This is a genomic window from Salinisphaera sp. G21_0 (assembly GCF_017744115.1).
Lineage (GTDB): Bacteria > Pseudomonadota > Gammaproteobacteria > Pseudomonadales > Endozoicomonadaceae > Endozoicomonas.
The window spans coordinates 59,460-77,740 of record NZ_JAGHQW010000009.1 but is presented as its reverse complement, the minus strand read 5'-3'; the positions used below and the strand labels follow the sequence as shown (position 1 = coordinate 77,740).

The 18,281-nt window shown below is 47.8% G+C and carries 8 protein-coding genes and 3 pseudogenes; 6 read left to right on the top strand and 5 right to left on the bottom strand.

The window, feature by feature from the left end; genetic code table 11:
• Positions 1-184: 184 nt before the first annotated feature.
• Positions 185-402 (top strand): annotated as a pseudogene (locus J7439_RS06335) (transposase); the annotation flags it as partial.
• 317 nt (positions 403-719) lie between these two features.
• Positions 720-7,115: a hypothetical protein gene (locus J7439_RS06330; RefSeq protein ID WP_209200986.1), complete on the top strand. Its 6,396-nt coding sequence runs from the start codon at positions 720-722 to the stop codon at positions 7,113-7,115.
• Between the two features lie 153 nt (positions 7,116-7,268).
• Here J7439_RS06330 and J7439_RS06325 read toward each other — a convergent pair whose 3' ends face one another.
• Positions 7,269-8,195: a hypothetical protein gene (locus tag J7439_RS06325; RefSeq protein ID WP_209200985.1), complete on the bottom strand. Its 927-nt coding sequence runs from the start codon at positions 8,193-8,195 to the stop codon at positions 7,269-7,271.
• Positions 8,196-8,428: 233 nt separating this feature from the next.
• Here J7439_RS06325 and J7439_RS06320 point away from each other — a divergent pair, with 233 nt between their 5' ends.
• Together J7439_RS06320 and J7439_RS06315 are read left to right on the top strand one after the other, a co-directional pair.
• Complete coding sequence (locus J7439_RS06320; protein ID WP_209200984.1) at positions 8,429-9,244, top strand: hypothetical protein; 816 nt, start codon at positions 8,429-8,431, stop codon at positions 9,242-9,244.
• A gap of 230 nt (positions 9,245-9,474) precedes the next feature.
• Positions 9,475-12,786 (top strand): hypothetical protein, encoded by a 3,312-nt coding sequence (locus tag J7439_RS06315; RefSeq protein WP_209200983.1) that lies wholly within the window; start codon positions 9,475-9,477, stop codon positions 12,784-12,786.
• A gap of 178 nt (positions 12,787-12,964) precedes the next feature.
• Here J7439_RS06315 and J7439_RS06310 read toward each other — a convergent pair whose 3' ends face one another.
• The 3 genes and pseudogenes from J7439_RS06310 to J7439_RS06295 form a co-directional block, all read right to left on the bottom strand.
• Complete coding sequence (locus J7439_RS06310) at positions 12,965-14,368, bottom strand: alpha-amylase family protein (RefSeq protein WP_209200982.1); 1,404 nt, start codon at positions 14,366-14,368, stop codon at positions 12,965-12,967.
• A pseudogene (locus tag J7439_RS26945) lies at positions 14,361-14,912 on the bottom strand (zinc ribbon domain-containing protein); the annotation flags it as partial. The gene J7439_RS06310 and the pseudogene J7439_RS26945, both read right to left, overlap by 8 nt.
• 127 nt (positions 14,913-15,039) lie before the next feature.
• Positions 15,040-15,189, bottom strand: coding sequence for an IS4/Tn5 family transposase DNA-binding protein (locus tag J7439_RS06295; RefSeq protein ID WP_209200979.1), 150 nt, complete (start codon positions 15,187-15,189; stop codon positions 15,040-15,042).
• Between the two features lie 58 nt (positions 15,190-15,247).
• Here J7439_RS06295 and J7439_RS06290 point away from each other — a divergent pair.
• Positions 15,248-15,510, top strand: a pseudogene (locus tag J7439_RS06290) (ATP-binding protein); the annotation flags it as partial.
• Between the two features lie 61 nt (positions 15,511-15,571).
• Here J7439_RS06290 and J7439_RS06285 read toward each other — a convergent pair.
• Positions 15,572-16,018, bottom strand: a complete 447-nt coding sequence (locus J7439_RS06285) for a very short patch repair endonuclease (RefSeq protein WP_209200977.1) — start codon at positions 16,016-16,018, stop codon at positions 15,572-15,574.
• A 293-nt stretch (positions 16,019-16,311) separates the two neighbouring features.
• On the opposite strand from J7439_RS06285, the gene J7439_RS06280 reads away from it, so the two are divergent.
• Complete coding sequence (locus J7439_RS06280) at positions 16,312-18,204, top strand: DNA cytosine methyltransferase (protein ID WP_209200976.1); 1,893 nt, start codon at positions 16,312-16,314, stop codon at positions 18,202-18,204.
• Positions 18,205-18,281 lie beyond the last annotated feature (77 nt).

Sequence of the window (18,281 nt, the reverse complement as noted above, 5' to 3'; positions counted from 1 at the left end):
CAGGAGCAAACCAGAAAGATCGGTTGTTTTTCTCGGAATCGATCTGAGCAAAAAGAGTTTCCAGTTACATGGAGTTAATGCCAAAGGTCATGTGGCTCTCAAAAAGAAACTTAACCGCAAGGAACTCTTGCCCTTTATGGCTAACCTGCCTCAATGCGTTATCGGCATTGAAGCTTGCAAACTTTTGCTAACCATACCCGGCATTGGGTTACTCAGTGCTACAGCACTGTTTGCTGCGATTGGTGATATATCAGCATTTAAAAATGGCAGAGAAATGGCTGCCTGGCTGGCTTGGTGCCAAAGCAGCAATCGACCGGTGGCGTGCCCACGTTGCTGGGGATCAGTAAACGGGGCGATACCTACCTGCGAATCCTGTTGATACACGATGGAAAACTTTTCCTTGCAAAGCGGGGCGGACTATACATGACCCTGATTTGATCTACCGGCCGTTGAGCTCCATCATCATCCCGCCATTTTCATTATCAGCACGTTAGACCAACCTTTACAGAAAAAAATATAAAGCGGGAACTTTTACTTAACTGGATGAACTAACGGGATACTTACTGAGCCAGTTTCCCGTAATTTGCCGTACATTTGTCCTTGGGGGCAGCTTCTGATTACCCGGGTTTGTACGAAAGCTATTAATACATCTGATCAACCACATGGTACTTCGCCGGTCTTTGTGATCAAAACAGACAATTAGCATTAAGAGCAGCAGTATGGATAAACTCAACACCGCATTAAGTCCACAGCTTCTTGATTTAACGATTTCATCACAATCAGGCAAGCTGACCCCAGGCTCCCCGTACTGCAGCACTCAGACAACCAAAAAACAGATTCCTGTTATTTCCACAGACCATGTATCAGGCTATGTCACAAGAAGGGTTCCAGAAAAAACCATTGCTGACCGAGTGCATCTTCACCAACTGACCAAGACTGATTACAAACAGACATTTAAAAAAAACCGTCTTTTTGAACAACTCATTCCGTCGTTAATGTCAACAACAGGGATGTCGCAAACGTCTGTCCTGACGCATTTGTTACCAGCCCTTGAGTTCACCCCCTATTTAAGAAAAATGAACCCGGAGGAGATGATCAAAGTCTCAGATCACCCATCACATCTTCAGACCGGATTCTTACTGGAACTGATAACCCGGATAAAACAGGGGTATAAACTACAGGATCTGTATCACCTGGCAGGTGAGCAGCCCGCCTCAGCGCATATAAAAACCAATGGGCAGCCCCAGACCATAAGTATTGGCCTGCATCACTTTACCCGGGAGGATCTCGGTGATGAGACATTCCGGGAGCTGCGTGATCGTCTAGCCCCTCCGGGAAAAACGGCAGGTAAAGACCCGGGTGTTATTCTGGATCATGTGCAAAAAAGAAAAGCAGTAGCCATGGCTCACTGGCAGAGGATACTGTTGATGGTTCTGAAAATTCAGGACTCAGCCATCGGGCAGCACATTGCCCATGCTCTCAACACAGAGCCCGGTTTGTTACCTGCCACCGAGGCAGAGTGCACGGCACTGACCGCCCTGATTCCAACGTTGAAATTAACCGTCCATCCCGGCTTTACCCTGCTGAAGCCGCTTTTTTTCTGGCTATCACAACACCATTTGAAAGGCAGCAAACTCAGCAGTCAGCAGCTGACCTGGCTGCAAAGTATGGTTACCAACAAGCTTTACACAAAATTACCAGACCTGAGAAGGACCGGGCTGCAGAAACTCTGTATCTATAAAGAACGTCTGCTCAGTAGTGGCCATGAAACGGACAACCCTAGTATGCAGTGGCTAAAAAAGGGAATGGATAAGGCCATTAATGATGCCACCCCACAACAACTGTCTGAAGTCGTTGAGCTCTTTAACACACTGCTCTGTGATCTCACCCCGTCAGTCAGTGCAGAAAACCGCCTGGGCATTATCTACACATTGCTTAAATTCAGAGACCAGTCCCTGCTGAAAAAACTACTGGCAACAGGGAGCATTGGTAAGGATATTCTCTTGAAAATGTACAAAACCCAACTGATCCTGACCTACTCCATCAATGAAAATGTTACTGAAGCCATAAAGAAGTCCAAAGAACAATCGGTTAACTGCCTGATTAAAACTCTCCAGCTGAGAATGGCGCAGTGCATAATAATGATGGCGTCAACGGATGGGCTATCAGTGCCCTTGGAGGCCGTGAATAAGGCCCGAACCCTTATTGACCATCATAATGAGGGATTGCAGGCCGTACTGCCTGCCAATGAACTTGAGCAGCAAGATTCAGATGATTACTACGACTACGATAGCGATTATAAAAGGTCACACCGCGTACCCGCCCATAATCCTGATTCAGATGCCAGCTGTGACGATAATAGCTGTGACGATAACAGCTGCGACGATGATATCGACCCGGAAGAGCTGCATGCCGGATTGCGCCCCCATGAACCTGCCCGGCATGATTCAGATGATAGCTACGACGAGGATAGCGACCTGGAAAGGTCGCAAGCCGTAATACCCGGTCATAATCCTTACCAGCAAGATTCAGATGACAGCTACGGCGAGGATAGCGACTCGGAAAGGTCACAAGCTGTAATATCCGGTCATAATCCTTACCTGCAAGATTCAGATGACAACTACGGCGAGGTGAGCGACCTGGAAAGGTCGCAAGCCGAAATAGCCGGTCATAATCCTTACCAGCAAGATTCAGATGATAGCTACGGTGGCGATAGCGACTTTGGAGAGTTGCGAGCCGCACTGCGCGCCCATAAACCTGCCCGACAAGATTCAGATGACAGCTACGACGATGACAGCTACGACGATGATAGCTACGACGATGATAGCGACGTGGAAGGGTTTCAAGCCATGCAGCGCACCCATGGACGTTACCAGCACAGTTTATATGACAGCGACGACAGCGACGACGGTGAACGCTGGGTAAGATTCTCCAAAATGGAGTGCCGGAAGGACCGTTATTACGACATAGCACCTTATGGCAACAACACCATTTCAGCAGAGAACTATCTTAGCGTTCCCGACTATCTGCTGACCAGCCACCGAGCTGTCACACTTGATCCACAACATCTGCTTCTGCCCAGGGACAAACACTTTCGTATTCCTTCAGCAAAACTTGAAGACAGTTCACGTACCCGGAGGATTGAACGAATGGGACGCGACGAACAAAAACTACGGGAGGATTTTCTGCTATCGACCCGATCAACTGATCTGACAAAACCGGTTGACTGGCTAAAAATTGAGGTACCCATCACCTTCCTGTTTACCGGGAGCGCTCAGGATAAACGTCAAATCACCTATGTCTACCAGGTTTTCAACACCGAAATTCTGCCAGTTATTCAGCAGGTGGCCAGAGAAAACGACAGCACTGTTTTGGCAAACAGTGGCAATGTACAAGCGTCACTGAAAAGGCAGCTCACTATCAGCCCCGCCACCGAGTCTGTCCCCCGAAAAGCGCGAAAAACAGAAGCTTCTTCTGCAAGCATCACCGAACTCCCCCCTGCCGAGCGGGAGACTATGGACGTTATCAGGGAACTGTTGGCAGTGGCAGAGACAACCGGAGAGCCAGGCCTTAACCTCAGGGGAATCATCACCCGTTTTCAGGGCCAGGCATCAAGCCAGACATTATGCTCTCTGTTACAGCAAATAGAAGCCCTGCTCCCCGGGCTACCTGACACTAACATGTGCAAACAGCTGCTGGAGCTAACGGCCTTTCAGTTATTTGCTGATTTACACCCAACAGACAACCTATTCAGGCGTTTAATCAAAACGCTGTATATCATTCAATCCAGAAGTCGTTCTCTCCGGTTTGCCAATGACTATTACGGTCGCCACGCTAACAGTGAATCCAATAAACTAAAGCTGCAAATGGGTGAGCTTTTCAGAAACGAGTGGTGCCAACCTGATGGTTTACTGGGGAACAGGATCCGGCAGTCTGTGAAAGCCGCTTTCCGGCAAAGTGACCGCAGTTGCAGCTATCAGCAAATAATGGATTCAATCCTGGAATCCATCCGCCCATCGAAGCAGCCCTCTGATGACTACCCATTCATAATCGACCAGATGATCAGGAAAGTAGAAAACAGAATGGACCAACGGTGGGAGTTAAACAGTCTGAAGCAGCAGCAGCAGATATTAACGGCTCATCACCAGCCTGCCTACCAGGAAAACCTTAACCGTGAAATCAAAAACCTGATTAAAATAGCTTCCGAACTTTGTCAGCAGTTTCTTCCTGAAGAGTACGTCAGTAGAACAACACCGATAGCCTGCGATGCTTCCCGTATTGACTCTGACATGGCAATGTCTGACCAGATCAATCCCACTGAGGATAGAGCCCAGCTATCCCGACATTACCTGTATGACCAACTCAAGACACTTATCCCACTGATTGGCACCTGGCTCAATCAAATCAATGACGATGGTCTGATTACCGAGAAAGAGGCTGCTAAAGCCGGAATAGATCGGCTGGAGCAGTTTGCCAACAGCACGACCAGTGCCAATCGCCCCATTCAAAATGAGGACGAAACCTTAAAACAGATTATTGCGTTGTCTGATCAGTTCCACCGTATACAACAGGAGCACAGCCAGTGGCAATCAACCCATGAGACAGCGTCCATCCATAACCAGTGGGTTGAAACCAGAAATACGCTGAAAAAACTCTCAAAAATACACCGACTCACTCCCCCACAAGAGTTGCAGGAACTGATAAACGCGATCATTTCCGGGCCTGAAAACCCTGAAATCTCCCCGGAGGACCGGAAACTGCTGGACACTGTTTCTGCATTAAGAACCTATTACGAAACAGGGCCAGTCAGCAAGGCTCTGTTTCATCCAGATATCCGTGCGTTCAATCAACAGCCTGAGCAACTGGCCCAACGTATTGCCGAGGTGGGCCAGCGATGGAGTTACAGAGCCCTGGATCAACATAATAGATATCGATCATTACAGTACACACTGGACTATCTGCAACACGAAGACCCCATGTACAGCGCACCTGATATTGAGCAACAAAAAGCGCTGCATCGGACCCGTGAAAGGCATGACCACAGCATGTTCCGCTTGCGGAGCGAGCAGGAAAAGTGTGAGTTACACCCGTTGCATGAGATTGATTACCTGCATGACCAACCTCTGCTATCAACATTGGAGTCGATGGCACAGGCACATACCGCAAAACCTTCCGGTATTGATACGGAGCCGCTGAGCAAACAACAACAACAGCAATTACAGGAAGTCATTGAGTCTGCTCCTTTGGAGCCTGCATTATCTGCCGGAAAAAGCCTGTTCGACTTGATCGGTATGGGAGCAAACAGCGAACCGCTGAAAACTGCTGCGAGCAACCGCTCCCGCAAATTTATTAGCAGACACAGCAACTTCGGCTATGACCTGTTTGAGACTATAAATCTACTCAGGGAAAAGAATACCGAAAAGATTGACAATCAACGACAACAGATTGAGAGAGAAAACAAAATCCTGGTCGCGGTGGAAAAGGCGCATAATAAAATTGCCGGGAAGTTGCAAGAATGTAAGGAAGCACTGTTTAACCTGTTAGAAAACCGAATGAATTGCGAGATAATGATTGAAGACCGAACGTATTCTTATGCTGATGCACTTATTGCCTATGATAAGAGAAATGATTATGGCGGCTTGATCGATGCAAGCAGTGCCCAGCGGCAGGCAACTTCAACGCTGTATTCAAAGGGATTGCAACACAGCAGAAACCGTGAAATATATCACGAAGATATGCAATGGCTGGAGCTTGCAAGGAAGTGTCAGTCTCACCATATCGACCCGGAAACTCTTCCGAAAATCCTTCCGGATATCCTCCGTTTAATGAAGCTGGAAAGTCTGGTACCCATTGATGATATAGAAAACAAAATGGCGGACTTACAACAACAAATTCAGGCAACAGAATACATCGTTGCGGAAAATACAGCGCGGGTCAGGGCAGCGGTTGCACAACTGGAAGCCAGCCTGAAGCCAGAGCTTGAGGCTCAGAAAAAAAACACAAGAGCCGCCGAGCTGGCACTGTTCAGCAAAGCCTTTGAGCATGGACATCACTTGTCAGAAGACCGCACTATACAGCGGGTGTTGTGTCAATATCTCCGTGAAAACAAAGATACTGCAAGCGTTATTGAAGAAATTGTTGGGGACTGTAAAGCTCAGGAAAAGCACGTCCCCTGCGAATACACGGATATCATTGAGCCTCCCTGGCCAGCTACCGATGAGCGCAGCTGCCATTGGCGGTCAACGGACAACCTGCCCTTCCAGATTATTAATGTCTCGGGGGCATTCCCCTTACTGGAGTCACTGCATAAAGAGGGCAGAATCTTTCCATCGGAATTGCTGGGGCAGGATGATGAGGGTAAGCCATCCAGCGCGCTGATTTTCGCTGCAGCAAAAGGGCACGACAGGGCTTGCGAAACACTGATCAAATGTCTTGAAGAAACCCGGTACCTCCGCCTGTACTACCTTAATCAGTTGCTGACAGCCAACCCTTCCGGTGATAACAGAAACCTTCTGCACCTGATAGCGCAACTGGCAAAGCCAGCCCTGCTTAAATCCCTGTTGCAACTGCTCAATAATGTCAGTAATAAACAGGATCTCGATACCGATTATCCTTCTGATTGCCTGCAAAACCGGATCGCCCTGGATAGGGAACACTTGTTAAAAACACTCTTGACCAAGGCCGATTATGAAGGGCTCCACCCCACCGACCTGTTGTTGTTCAATGTTGCTAAAAGAATCCGGGAATGGCCAGAAGATAATGTTCAGGCACTCGCCAGCTATAGCAATGATTTTCTGATCAATGAGGCCAAAAGCCTATGGATAACCGTGTCGGAGTCTCTCAGTGTTGAGCAGTCCGGCAAATCCATTGAATGTTTTATGAAAGGTATTGATAACCTCGAAGGACTATCTCCGGTAAAACGACAAGCCGCTGAAACCATGCTGAGAAAACTGATGCGCATATTCAGAGTTCACGGTCCTGCCGGGGTGCATGAACAACTGATGGCTCAGATTACCCGGGCAGACCATGCTATCAAGATATCTGACCAGCATGAACATTCAGTTCCAGGAGGCTGTCCGAGAATAGCGCCCGTAGCGAGGATGGCAGAAAATTGAGGATAAAAATTTCTGCTTCTGAGGAGAATAGCGGGGCTATTTGACGAAAAAGCAGGAATTTTTAGACCAATTTATCGCAACCGCACGACTGCATGGATGCAGGAGCTAGAGCAACGCAGGAGCAGTTGCCGTGTAGGACAGGCTCCCAGCCCATCAAGGTACATATTCATGATAGAGAACCCACTCAGTAAACAGTGCTGCTGGTACTGCCTCATGATCTTCTGCGCGCAAGTAGTCAACCAGCAGATCGTAGAGAGGATTGCGGCATAAATTTTCCGCCTTACCCCTGGCCAGATCAGCTACAGTGACCCGCTGGGTGTACTCGGCAAGCGGTTTGGCATGGGAAAAATGCAGGATGTGTTCAAAACCATCGCCGTATTCCCACTGGTCATAGCACCCGGCAGGAAGTACCGGCTGGATTGCCTGCATCAGATTCGCACCGTAGGAAGTAATATCTTTTGGTAATATCAGACAGTCGCCCAGTGCCAGGGCATGCACCTTTCTCTCGCTGTTGCCCGTCGCCGGACTCACGACCATGGCTGAGTCTTTTTCACGAAAATACTGATGAAAAAAATAGGTGGCTGACAATAGTGTGCATCCTGACCAGACATAATCAATAATCAGCACTTTTCGGTTGCTGGCTATCGACCCAAGAACCTTATCAAAATGATGGAAAAGAGCCTTCTGTTGTTCAGGAGTCATCTTTTGTTTAAATCGAACCCTGCCCTTTTTAAGGGATTCCAGAAACTGAAAATCGGAAAGCGGTATATTGCATGCCGCGTCTTTTCCTAACCGCCCCTGAAGCTCTGCAATGACCGTTGCCGGGCTTCGGCCTATCCCGATGTACAGAAATTCCTTTGGCGGAAAAACCGTGATCACTCTGTCTGACAATTGTTTCAGTTCGCGGATGAACAGAGACTTTATATTTTTGCTGTCCATGACCGCTTTCAGAGGCCTGAATCTCTCATCATCAACACTGATCAAGTGCTTTTCGGTGACAGCCTGTACCTTTATTTCCGGCAGAACCGGAGGGGCCGGGCTGGCAAAACAGCTCAATGATCCTGATATTGTTGGCGTCATCTTAACCTGCATTTATTTTGTAGTTAAATATTGAATGGATTATGTTGGGGAGGAACTTTGATAAGAAAGACAGGTCTTAAGCTGTAATTTAATAATTCAGTAATTCCATGGATTGCTCAAATAAGTCACCGTTACTTGATCCCGTTTTCTCTGATCCTTATTTAGGGTCATCAGACTTATTAGAACAAACGTATATATCTGATGGCAGCGAAAAATCACTGACGTATCATTGCATGTCTGTTCAGATAGTGGACACTCCTTTTCCTGCTTACCATAACCAATCAGATATACCCAACCTCTCCCCTAATCCTATTAGTTTATTAAGTGAATATGGTATTAAGCCTCTGGCACCTTCCGATACAGAAGAAAGTTTAGGTACAGATACTCCTGATAGATCAAAACCAGTTTCTGATAAATATACATTTGAGAACTCCAGTAATAAATCCATTAAGTATACGCTACCGTCAACACCAGACATTCCTTTTAATCAGCAGATCTTCTTACCCACGTGTCAGCCTGAGACCAGTGACGCAACACAAGCGTACTATTTGAATCCGGTTTGTCTATTAACCAACCCTCCTGACGACGTCTCTGAACCACAAATTTCACCACCAGTTACTTTAATAACCCCACTAAACCTGAACCAGACTTCAAGTGATAACATCCAGACAAAAAAAATTGTTGATGCTCCCCCTTCAATAATGAAGCGCCAAAGCGATCCCACTTCACTGGAGAAAAAAAGGAGACACCAAAGGGAGCAAAAAAGGGAACGTTACCAGAATGATCCAGAGTTTGCCGAGCGCCAACGACAACGCATGAGGGAGCGTATCAAAAGTCCTGGTTATCTCATGCGCCAACAGGAGCGCTTGAGGGAGCGGCGCAAAAATCCCGCTTACGCCGAGCGCCAAAACAAGCTCAGAAGAGAGCGCCAAAAGGAGCGTTACCAGAATGATCCCGCTTTCGCAGAGCGAGAAAAGAAGCGTTCCAGGGAGCAAAGAATGCAGCGTCGCAAAAATCAGGGAATTAGATATCCGGGTTCGTCCTCCTGACCTGCCTGGCTCCGGATTTTAAAGAACCTTTTGGTATTTTTTTTGTCTGATGCTTATGTTCGCTTGAATTCAGATTACGTTATGGTGCCCCCATGCAAAAGGCAGTGCATTTAACAGGGCAAGGGTCTTTCGGGTTTGATCAGCACGACACGCTTAAACATTAATAGACACTCTGAAACAACAATAAAATGTAAGTCGTATACGATTTTAAATTCAAGGAGATCATTGATATGTCCATACCTCAGCAGGGAGCAGGCGCTGGTTCACCGGTATTTAATGAATCACAATCTGCAGGTGACAATTATCACCCTGTTACTGCATTAAACGGTCAGTTTTCCGGAATGATGGTCCGTGTTGTCAATGCGTCAAACGAAGCGGGTTCCGGAAATCAATACAGACCGGTGAGTTTATTGCGCCGGGGTTCCCGATATGCGGTAACCACTCACCATAAGCGCTTTAATGAGTTTCTGCTGGGATCAGACCGGATCCTTACTATTCTGAAACCTGAACGCGGCTGCGATATGCGCTGGGCTTTTAAACAAGATGTTGCTTCAGATGCTAATGGAGAACCCCAACATCTGCACTCGAATCGTATCAAGAAAATTACCAGTTGGGATGTGTTAACAATGAAAATGGATGAGTTGGAACGCAGATGGCATTCGTTATTTGACGGATCAACTTTTAGATTATCCTCAGGTCACATTGGCAAGAATGGCTATTTACTCCACAAAGCGCATCCCACATTCAATACGAAAATTGGCAAATATCCCGAGATTATCTGTCAAATTAATTTTGACCACATGCACTATGGCTATCTTCTTGACTTTGGCAGGGAGCTCTCTTTTCGTCGTATTGAAGAAGTTATGGGCAATATCCTGACGCTTGAGCAAAAGAAAGGTAACCTGTCCGGCGGTGAGTTCCGTGAACCGGTTAAACTGTGCCTGTTCAACAGCTTTCAGGGCGTGGTTCACTCCCCGGTGACACTCAGCCGTGCACAAGTGCAACAGCTGCAATACCACACCCATACTTTTTCCCGATATGGGAGCGTCATTGGTTATGAGCATAACCTTTACCAGTTATTGAGCCAGTCCGGCTGTGAGCGATTCCTGAAGCTGTTAGAAAATATCCCACCGCAGGTCAGCACGGTAGCAGTGGAGTTTGGAGAAGAAAATATTGATATCAACGCCCTCCTGACAGCCATTGAGCACTACGATTCAGCAAAATTCATGACCGCACTTTCAGCCCTGGACGACAAGGTTAAAAGTCCGGTCGGTTTACCAAATCTATTGATGGAAGCGTTGATCAGGCAATGCCCGATAAAAGAACATTTTCCCGGAATCAAGTACGACGGGGCAGATAATAATTACGAACAACAGCGCGTCAAACTCAGCTGGGATTACCTCCTGCAACAAACCAAATCCCACTTTGCGGCACAAGCTGTTATCTGTCGGGAGCTATTAAAACACAAATTGTTTGTACCATTATTATCAGGGTCACCAGAGTGTTCAGGAGTCTCCCACAATAATCCGTTGGTGTGCTGTCTTCTGACCGCACACGGTACAAGAGTCCATCTCACTTCATCCTGGAACTTGCCTGACTGTACCTTGTTAATATCTGCCGCACATTTTCGCAGGGCGAATCTGCTGACAGCAGATGAAGCCGATATCATACGACACGAGATGCTGTGGTCACTTCTTTGCCAAAGTGACGACGGCCCCGTTACTGATTCTGACGAGATTATCAGTCGCTTGTCGACCTTGAAGAAGCTATTGCTCTGGTATCATGACAACTACAGGAGGAAGTTCGGTAGTATCCATCTTCATCAGATGGTCGATGAACTGTTTGGCATAGAGTTTTATTATCGCTTTGTTGTGAACCGATCTGATAACGGGGGTGCAGTCAGGGAATTTCTGGAACAGCGATTATCACCCCGGTGCTACAGTGATGAAAAGTTACGTGAGCATTTAGAGAATATAGCGACGCGCAAATCATCTGTTAGCGATAATTTTATTATGTTCCTGGGGAAGGCCTATCGCTTTCCTTTTCCTGCTGTGGTCCGCTCAATAGAGTACGGTCCGAACCAGCTTGCCTGGCTGGAGACATTTCTGGCATCCCCGCCAACCTTTGAGGGCAGGGAAAACCTGCCTGATAGCCGCTATGGGTCAATTACCCAGGTGGTCGGTCAGCATTATTACCAGTTTCCCCATCCCTACAGGGCGCAAACCATCCTGGCGGAGGGCATACAACCCTTTTACCGCAAATGGCACGGACTGGATCACGCCCTGCGCACCCAGCTGGCCACCGAATTCCTTATGGATCAAAAGGTGTTGCCGCACTTTCATAAGCCATTCCGGGAGTTACTGCTTAAGCATCCGCAGTTGCTGGAGTTGCTGCCCATTGCCGAACTCTACCACGATGCTGTCGCTGAAGATGAGCATAAATATCTTGAAGAGCTTCGGGCAGCGGAACTGTTCCAGCGTGATATGACCGGTCTGCAACAGTACCCCGGCCAGCTGGTTACTCTGGTGGCCAGCGCCCTGAGAAACAAAAATTGTAAAATGATGGGTGTGGGTAACCCGTCGTTTATCCCTGACCACCAATGCCCGGAGGATGAGTTACTGCTGCGCCAGGTGCTGCGCTTTGGGGATATAGTGGATATCCTTCGGGTCATACCGCCCCGGGAGGACTTTCCGGCGATCAGACTGTCAACTGACTCAGCCGCAATGGACACCCTGGAAATGATCCATGATGGCCATTTTCATCCGGAAATGATCGAGCTGTTGGCCGTGGTCAATAACCCGCAATTCACCCTGCTGATCCAGTCAGCATTGTTGAGTTTTCGGGATCTGGCCAGCATTACCGGTGGCTGGCATCACCAGACGACCAATCCGTTCACCAGTAAATACCATCTCCCGGTTGATAACCATAAACGACGATTACTGATTGAACAGGCACCGGACCCCTATCAGTGTTTGCGTGAGTGTCTGGACGATCTGGTCCGGTTCGTTATCGCTGAGAAAGCCGGTATCTCAGCCTGCTTCGCAGAACACCGCAAGCACGAAGATTCCCGGCTGCCAGACTGCTGGGATCCGGATATCGGCTCCGGTGGCGCTTATCGAAGTCTGCACAATGAAGAGGAACTTCGACAAATCAAGTTACCAGAAGCCATGACCCTGGCAGATAAGATCATCGTGGCGGCTGATCAACCCGGGCTGGAAAATCAGATTTCCGCTGGCATCCTTGATTCTCTGAAAGCTGAGGCGTTGCGGCTCCAGCAGGAAGCTATCCTGCCCGCTGTTGGTACCCCGGCACAATCTGAACTGGAGCAGATGCTCCTACAGCCAGAATCGCCGGGTGCCCGTCTACTCAATGAGCGCGGTTATATCGTGAAGTCACGTGCACATGAAGGGAGAACTTTTTACCAAATGGTGCCCAATTCCGGGCTTGCAAGGGACTCTTTGCTGCTGCCACCACAGTATGATGATAAGACAACAGGCCCCGCTGCCGACATGCCACCGGCAAAAATATGCAGGTTCCTGTAGAAGACACGACCACACAGCTCAGCCGTCAGTAACAGGACGGTCTAACCGTTGCCAGACCAACCGTTTTAATGGCAGGTTCTCACAGACGTTCCCTTAACCCATTGCACTGGCCTGAACCGCAGGCCTTTTTTCACTCTGCTGCAAAGCATATAAAGCGAAAATTTTCCAGGTTAGACCATCACTGCCGCATCCACATTTTAGCTTTGCGCCCTGGTATGTAGAACCGGTGAAATTGGCTGCTGACTATGAATGTGTCAGCAGGATCCAGGACATCAAAGTAAGTTTGGTGCCAGAAGAATTTATGCTCCTGTGTGTTTACCCAGTATTCCTGGCCATGTTCACACTTGTTGATACCAACCACTCCGGTAGCGTCAGACTCTCCCCGGCTAAACAGCAGAAAACAGTCACCATGCCCTATTATCTTCATGGGTTGCCCCTGGTTGGCCCTGTGGAATTCAAGCATGGCTGTTAAGCTGCCGGACCTGTACGCATCTGCCCAGCGGTTGTCCCCGCTCTCGTTATGATCGGAAAACACCAGGGGGACGCCACCGTCACGTCCCATGATATAGGCATAGGCCAGCTGCTCATCAGTCTCGTCCATGATCAGGTAACGAAAGCCCTGGTTATTGGGAATGTCATGGGTGGTAACAAAAGTAATGGCTCTTCCTGGCTGAAGAGCCTGACCATAGGCAAGGGGATCAACAAGAAGGTTCAGGCTTCCGCCGATTTTGAAAGCATTATACAGGCTACTGAATAGCGGGAAATCGTAAGCGGCAAAGCCTGTACCATCCAGGTAAGGTTTCAGAAACCTGTCGTATTCAGAGTTTCCCGCCCCACCACTGGTAATGATCTCTCCAAAAATGTGCATACCATGCTTGATGTCAGCCGTGATGACCTGGTTTACATGTTCAAGGGGCATATGCTTTGCTGCGTCAATCCTGAAGCCCTTGACCCCCATGTCACGCAAACTCCGAAGATACTTTTGTTGCTGTTCAACAACCCAGTCATTGTTAACCAGGTCCGGCAGACCGGTATCCGGGGGAGCGCCACAAAGCCGCCAGTTTTGAACCTCATAAGTCGAGTTATAGTTATTGATGCAGGTTGCAGGATTGAAGTCCGAGGCAGAGAAGAGGTTCTTGCCCAGGTCACCAAAAAGCCGCAGGGAGGAGTACTTTGTGGGGCTGGCTGCGTATTGTGCAAGGATTTTTTGCCCGGGAAAATTAAGATCATCCCGTTCATAAGCTTCGTTGGCCATGTGATTCAGGACGATGTCGGCATATACGACCACACCATACTGTTTAAGGGTATTAAGCATTTGCCTGAAGTCATTGGTGTCCCCCAAAGGGTTTTCTATCACACGATAGTCCTGGGGCTGGTAACGAGCCCACCATTCTTCACCGGTGCTTTTCAGTGGCGGGGATACCAGGACCATCTGGTAGCCCAGCTTACTTAGCTCATCAGCTTTTTCGCTGACTTCCGAGTACTTCCAGTTGAAAGCATGAAGAATGACGTTGGCGCTACTGTCTTGAAGAATAAGGAGAGAGAGAAAAAGGCAGGCGAGGTGACATATGAATTTATACATAATGGAACCAACCTGGACGAGAGAAAGGAATGTTGAAGAATGGAGGCAGGCTTGAGGGTGACATTACCCGCCCTGGCGGGCCAGGAGGCTGTCCGAGAATAGACTGCCCTTCCGCCTTTAATCTCAGGATGCCTTGCTGTCGAATGTTTCCGGCAGCGTTAATATCCCTGTCGTGGATTGCTCCACAGGAACAGAACCATGACCGGACTTTCAATGGCATCTCATTTCGTTTCTGGCCACAGCAAGAACAGGTTTTTGACGATGGAAACCACTGGTCAATCTTGACCTGGTGTTTTCCTGTCTGCTTTGCCTTGTACTCCAGCTTGGGATCAGCGATGACCATCCGGCATCAGAGATAGCTTAGGCCAGTCGTCTGTTCTTGACCATGTTTGGATTTGAAGCGAGGCTTACCAGCTTCAAGTTTGGGGCTAAAGAAGTTCTGAAATGCCCTATCCAGATTAATGATGGCCTGCTGCAAGGCAATGGAATCAGCATCTTTCAACCATTCGTACCGGCGGCTTTTCCTGGCCATGGCCAACAAGGGTGATTGAATCGTAGCGGTTTTCTTGTTCACTTCCAGAGTTACTTTGCGTGCTTTACGGGCATTTCGCCCACCACGCTGAGGCACCTTAATCGTGTAAGCTCCCAAGGCAGGCTCTTCAGCCAAAGCTTCAAAAAGAAGAGGAGGCTAAAGATGAACCCGTGTGGGCAGCCAATTCAGCGGCTACAAGAGTTAATCTTTTTGTACGACGTTTATCATCTAAGTCTGAGTACTTAAAAGTATGTTCAGCCCATTGCTGAGGAGGCAGTGGTGGAAGCATGGTCTTGACCTATCTCAGAAAAGGTAAGTCAAATATAGAATTTGTGACTAAGAGATAGCTGGATGACTGGGGGCTGAGGCCCCCTTAAACAAGAATCAGAGGCGTGACTTGCTGGAGCTGGTTGAAGACCGGCATAACCTGAAGAGCACCCTGATTACCAGCCAGATGCCGGTTGATCACTGGCATGAACTGAACGGTGATTCGACACTGGCAGATGCGAATCTGGACCAGCTGGTTCATAACGCTCACCGCGTTCCTCTGAAGGGTGAGTCACCGCGAACGAAACAAGCAAAACTGGCGAAGTCCGAACATACGTTCTAAGCTGCAAACCGATGCATCGCTGTGCTCCGATGGAGGGTGGCCGAATGCTCCGGAATGCGCATCACATATCCTGTATGTGCGTTATTTGTTGATCAGAGAAGATTTCATTATAAGTTTGCATAAGGTATTCATCCCTTGACTTTGAGCGTATAGCACACTCCCAGACAATAATGATTCTCCAGCCTTTCTCTATCAGAGTTGCGATAACAAACCGGTCTCGTTTTATATTGGCTTCAAATTTTTTGTTCCAGAAATCACAGCGGGTTTTCGGGGTGTAAGCCAAACGGCAATTTTCATGCCTGTGCCAGAAGCAGCCATGTACGAAAATTACTGTTTTGAATCTTGGCAGTACAATGTCGGGTTTTCCTGGGAGCTGCTTATCATGAAGTCTGTATCGAAGGCCCTTTGCATGCAGATACTTCCTGATAATCATCTCTGGCTTAGTATCTTTGCTTTTGATTTTTGCCATATTTCGGGATCGGGAAAGGCTATCCAGTATATCTACCATTTCCACGTTACCTCTAACCTGGTATCCTGGCGGTTATGATTTTTGAGTTATGGACTGACATGCATCAGAAAATACCATTTGTGGATATTTTTGCAGGGCCTGGCGGATTGAGTGAAGGTTTTTCTTCATACACTCTTTCATCAGGCGATTGCGGTGATATTTATCCTTTCAAAAGTATACTCTCCGCTGAGAAAGAAAAGTCAGCATTTACCACGTTGAGGTTGAGAGCCTTCCTGCGCTGGTTTGTTTACACATTGAAACGACCAGCTCCGCCCAGGGTGTATATTGATTATGTGGCTGACAGATCCAGTGGTGTCCGTCAGTCACCTTCACTGATTCTTCATAATGTTCTACATGCTGATATTCCAAAAGCCGACAGTGTTCAGATGTTTGAGAACGTTATTGCATCCAGCCTAAATGGAGACTGGCAAGTTTTTGCCTCTGAATATTCTGATGAGTTAAGCGATATTCTGGCTGCGGCCCTTTACGCAAGAAATGATGTCCTGCAGTTTGAGCTGGGCGGAGATGAGGTGCCAGAAAAATCAGGCAACATCAGCCCTGTTATTCGTGATGCAATGGAAGGGTTTAACCGTAAGTCGGGCGCTGAAAGTGAGTTTATTCTGGTCGGTGGTCCTCCATGTCAGGCATATTCTAATGCAGGTCGTTCAAGGCGAAGCAGGAATGATCTGAAACAGTACGTCTGTAATGAGACGGGGCAATACATTTTTGATAAAGACCCCCGGGCAACTCTTTATAAAGAATATCTGAGGGTTCTGGAGGCAAATAAACCGGCATTTTTTGTTATGGAGAATGTCCGGGGGATGCTGTCTGCTCAGTTTACCAATGAAGACGGAACGAAAGAGCCTGTATGGAAACGAGTGGTTTCTGAACTCCATGACCCTGCACTGGCGCTCGGTAAGGGTGTGCACACCAATACCGGAAAGAAGTATGTGATTGCCTCTCTGGCTGCCGGGAGTGAATGTTATTACGCAGGCGATAAGTGCCAGCTGGATACGCTGGCCCCTAAAAGATTTATTCTGAGAGCATCCGATTATGGTGTTCCTCAACACAGGGACAGGGTGATTCTTCTTGGGATAAGATCTGATCTGTTGAAAGATGTTTCTTTGGAAGCTGTGCTTCAGAGTATAAAGCTACCCACTGACGTCCCGAAAAATGTGAGTGTTGGAACAGCAATAAGTGATTTGCAGCCCCTGTTCAGCACATTGAGCTCTATCAATACAGACGTGCGTCGTCGTATAATTGTGCCGTCAGCCAAAGCTGAGTCGGAGTGGAAAAAAAACATTCATTTTCTGATTGGGGATGTTGTTCACGCTTTGGACAGGCATTTATCCACCATGGATTTGCCTGAAGGTGAATGGAATGAGCAATTGCAGCAGTGCCTCACTGCAATCAGACGCAAATTTGAATCTGAGGATCTTCTGCAGAGTGATGGGGCTGAGCCATTCATTGATGGTCTTTTTAACGCAAGGATCAGAACAGTACTGAAGGATGTTGATGACACCATTCGGAGCATCTTGGCTAAAGTTGACTCTCTTGAAGAGTTGGGTGAGTACTACCGGTGGGAGAATGATCAGCCAGATTCAGAGGCTCTCAAGTCCTGGTATAAAAACAAGTCGGACGGCCTTCCTGAGCTGAACCATTTTCCCCGCGGTCATATGGATACCGACCTGGCTCGTTACGTTTATGCAGCCTGTTATGCAAAAGTGTATAAAGAGCTTGAGCAGGAGTTTGGCAAAGGGATTCCGGGCTGGGTTCTGGAAAAGGCCCGTGTAAATAATGTGAAAGACTTCCTGAAAAAAGAAGCTGGAATTTATGACAGGATATCCATCAAACAGTTGAAGCAGGTAGAGCTTGATCCGGATCATCAAAATACTCAGTCTTTTGTTGACAGGTTTAAGGTTCAGAGAGCTGAAAGCCCTTCAACGACTGTGACCTGCCATTTATCAAAGGATGGTCACTATTATATCCATCCCGATCCTGTTCAGTGTCGAAGTCTCACTGTCAGAGAGGCTGCTCGGCTTCAGACTTTTCCTGATAATTATTTCTTTGAAGGGGGAGCTACTCAGCAGAGAACCCAGGTAGGAAATGCAGTGCCGCCATTACTGGCGCATCATATTTCAAAAGTCGTATGTGGGTTGTGGCAGCGTCTGGTTGTGTCAGGCTGATAAAGCATACCCTGCCAGGTTATGATTTGTCAGTTTTTTTTGATATACGACATGTAATCAATATGATCAGGTAATAT

What these genes read in the sequence shown, in the direction of transcription:
- J7439_RS06330 (WP_209200986.1), top strand. Translation starts at nt 720, where the DNA reads ATGGATAAACTCAACACCGCATTAAGTCCACAGCTTCTTGATTTAACG.
- J7439_RS06325 (WP_209200985.1), bottom strand. Translation starts at nt 8,195, where the DNA reads ATGACGCCAACAATATCAGGATCATTGAGCTGTTTTGCCAGCCCGGCC.
- J7439_RS06320 (WP_209200984.1), top strand. Translation starts at nt 8,429, where the DNA reads ATGTCTGTTCAGATAGTGGACACTCCTTTTCCTGCTTACCATAACCAA.
- J7439_RS06315 (WP_209200983.1), top strand. Translation starts at nt 9,475, where the DNA reads ATGTCCATACCTCAGCAGGGAGCAGGCGCTGGTTCACCGGTATTTAAT.
- J7439_RS06310 (WP_209200982.1), bottom strand. Translation starts at nt 14,368, where the DNA reads ATGTATAAATTCATATGTCACCTCGCCTGCCTTTTTCTCTCTCTCCTT.
- J7439_RS06295 (WP_209200979.1), bottom strand. Translation starts at nt 15,189, where the DNA reads ATGCTTCCACCACTGCCTCCTCAGCAATGGGCTGAACATACTTTTAAG.
- J7439_RS06285 (WP_209200977.1), bottom strand. Translation starts at nt 16,018, where the DNA reads ATGGTAGATATACTGGATAGCCTTTCCCGATCCCGAAATATGGCAAAA.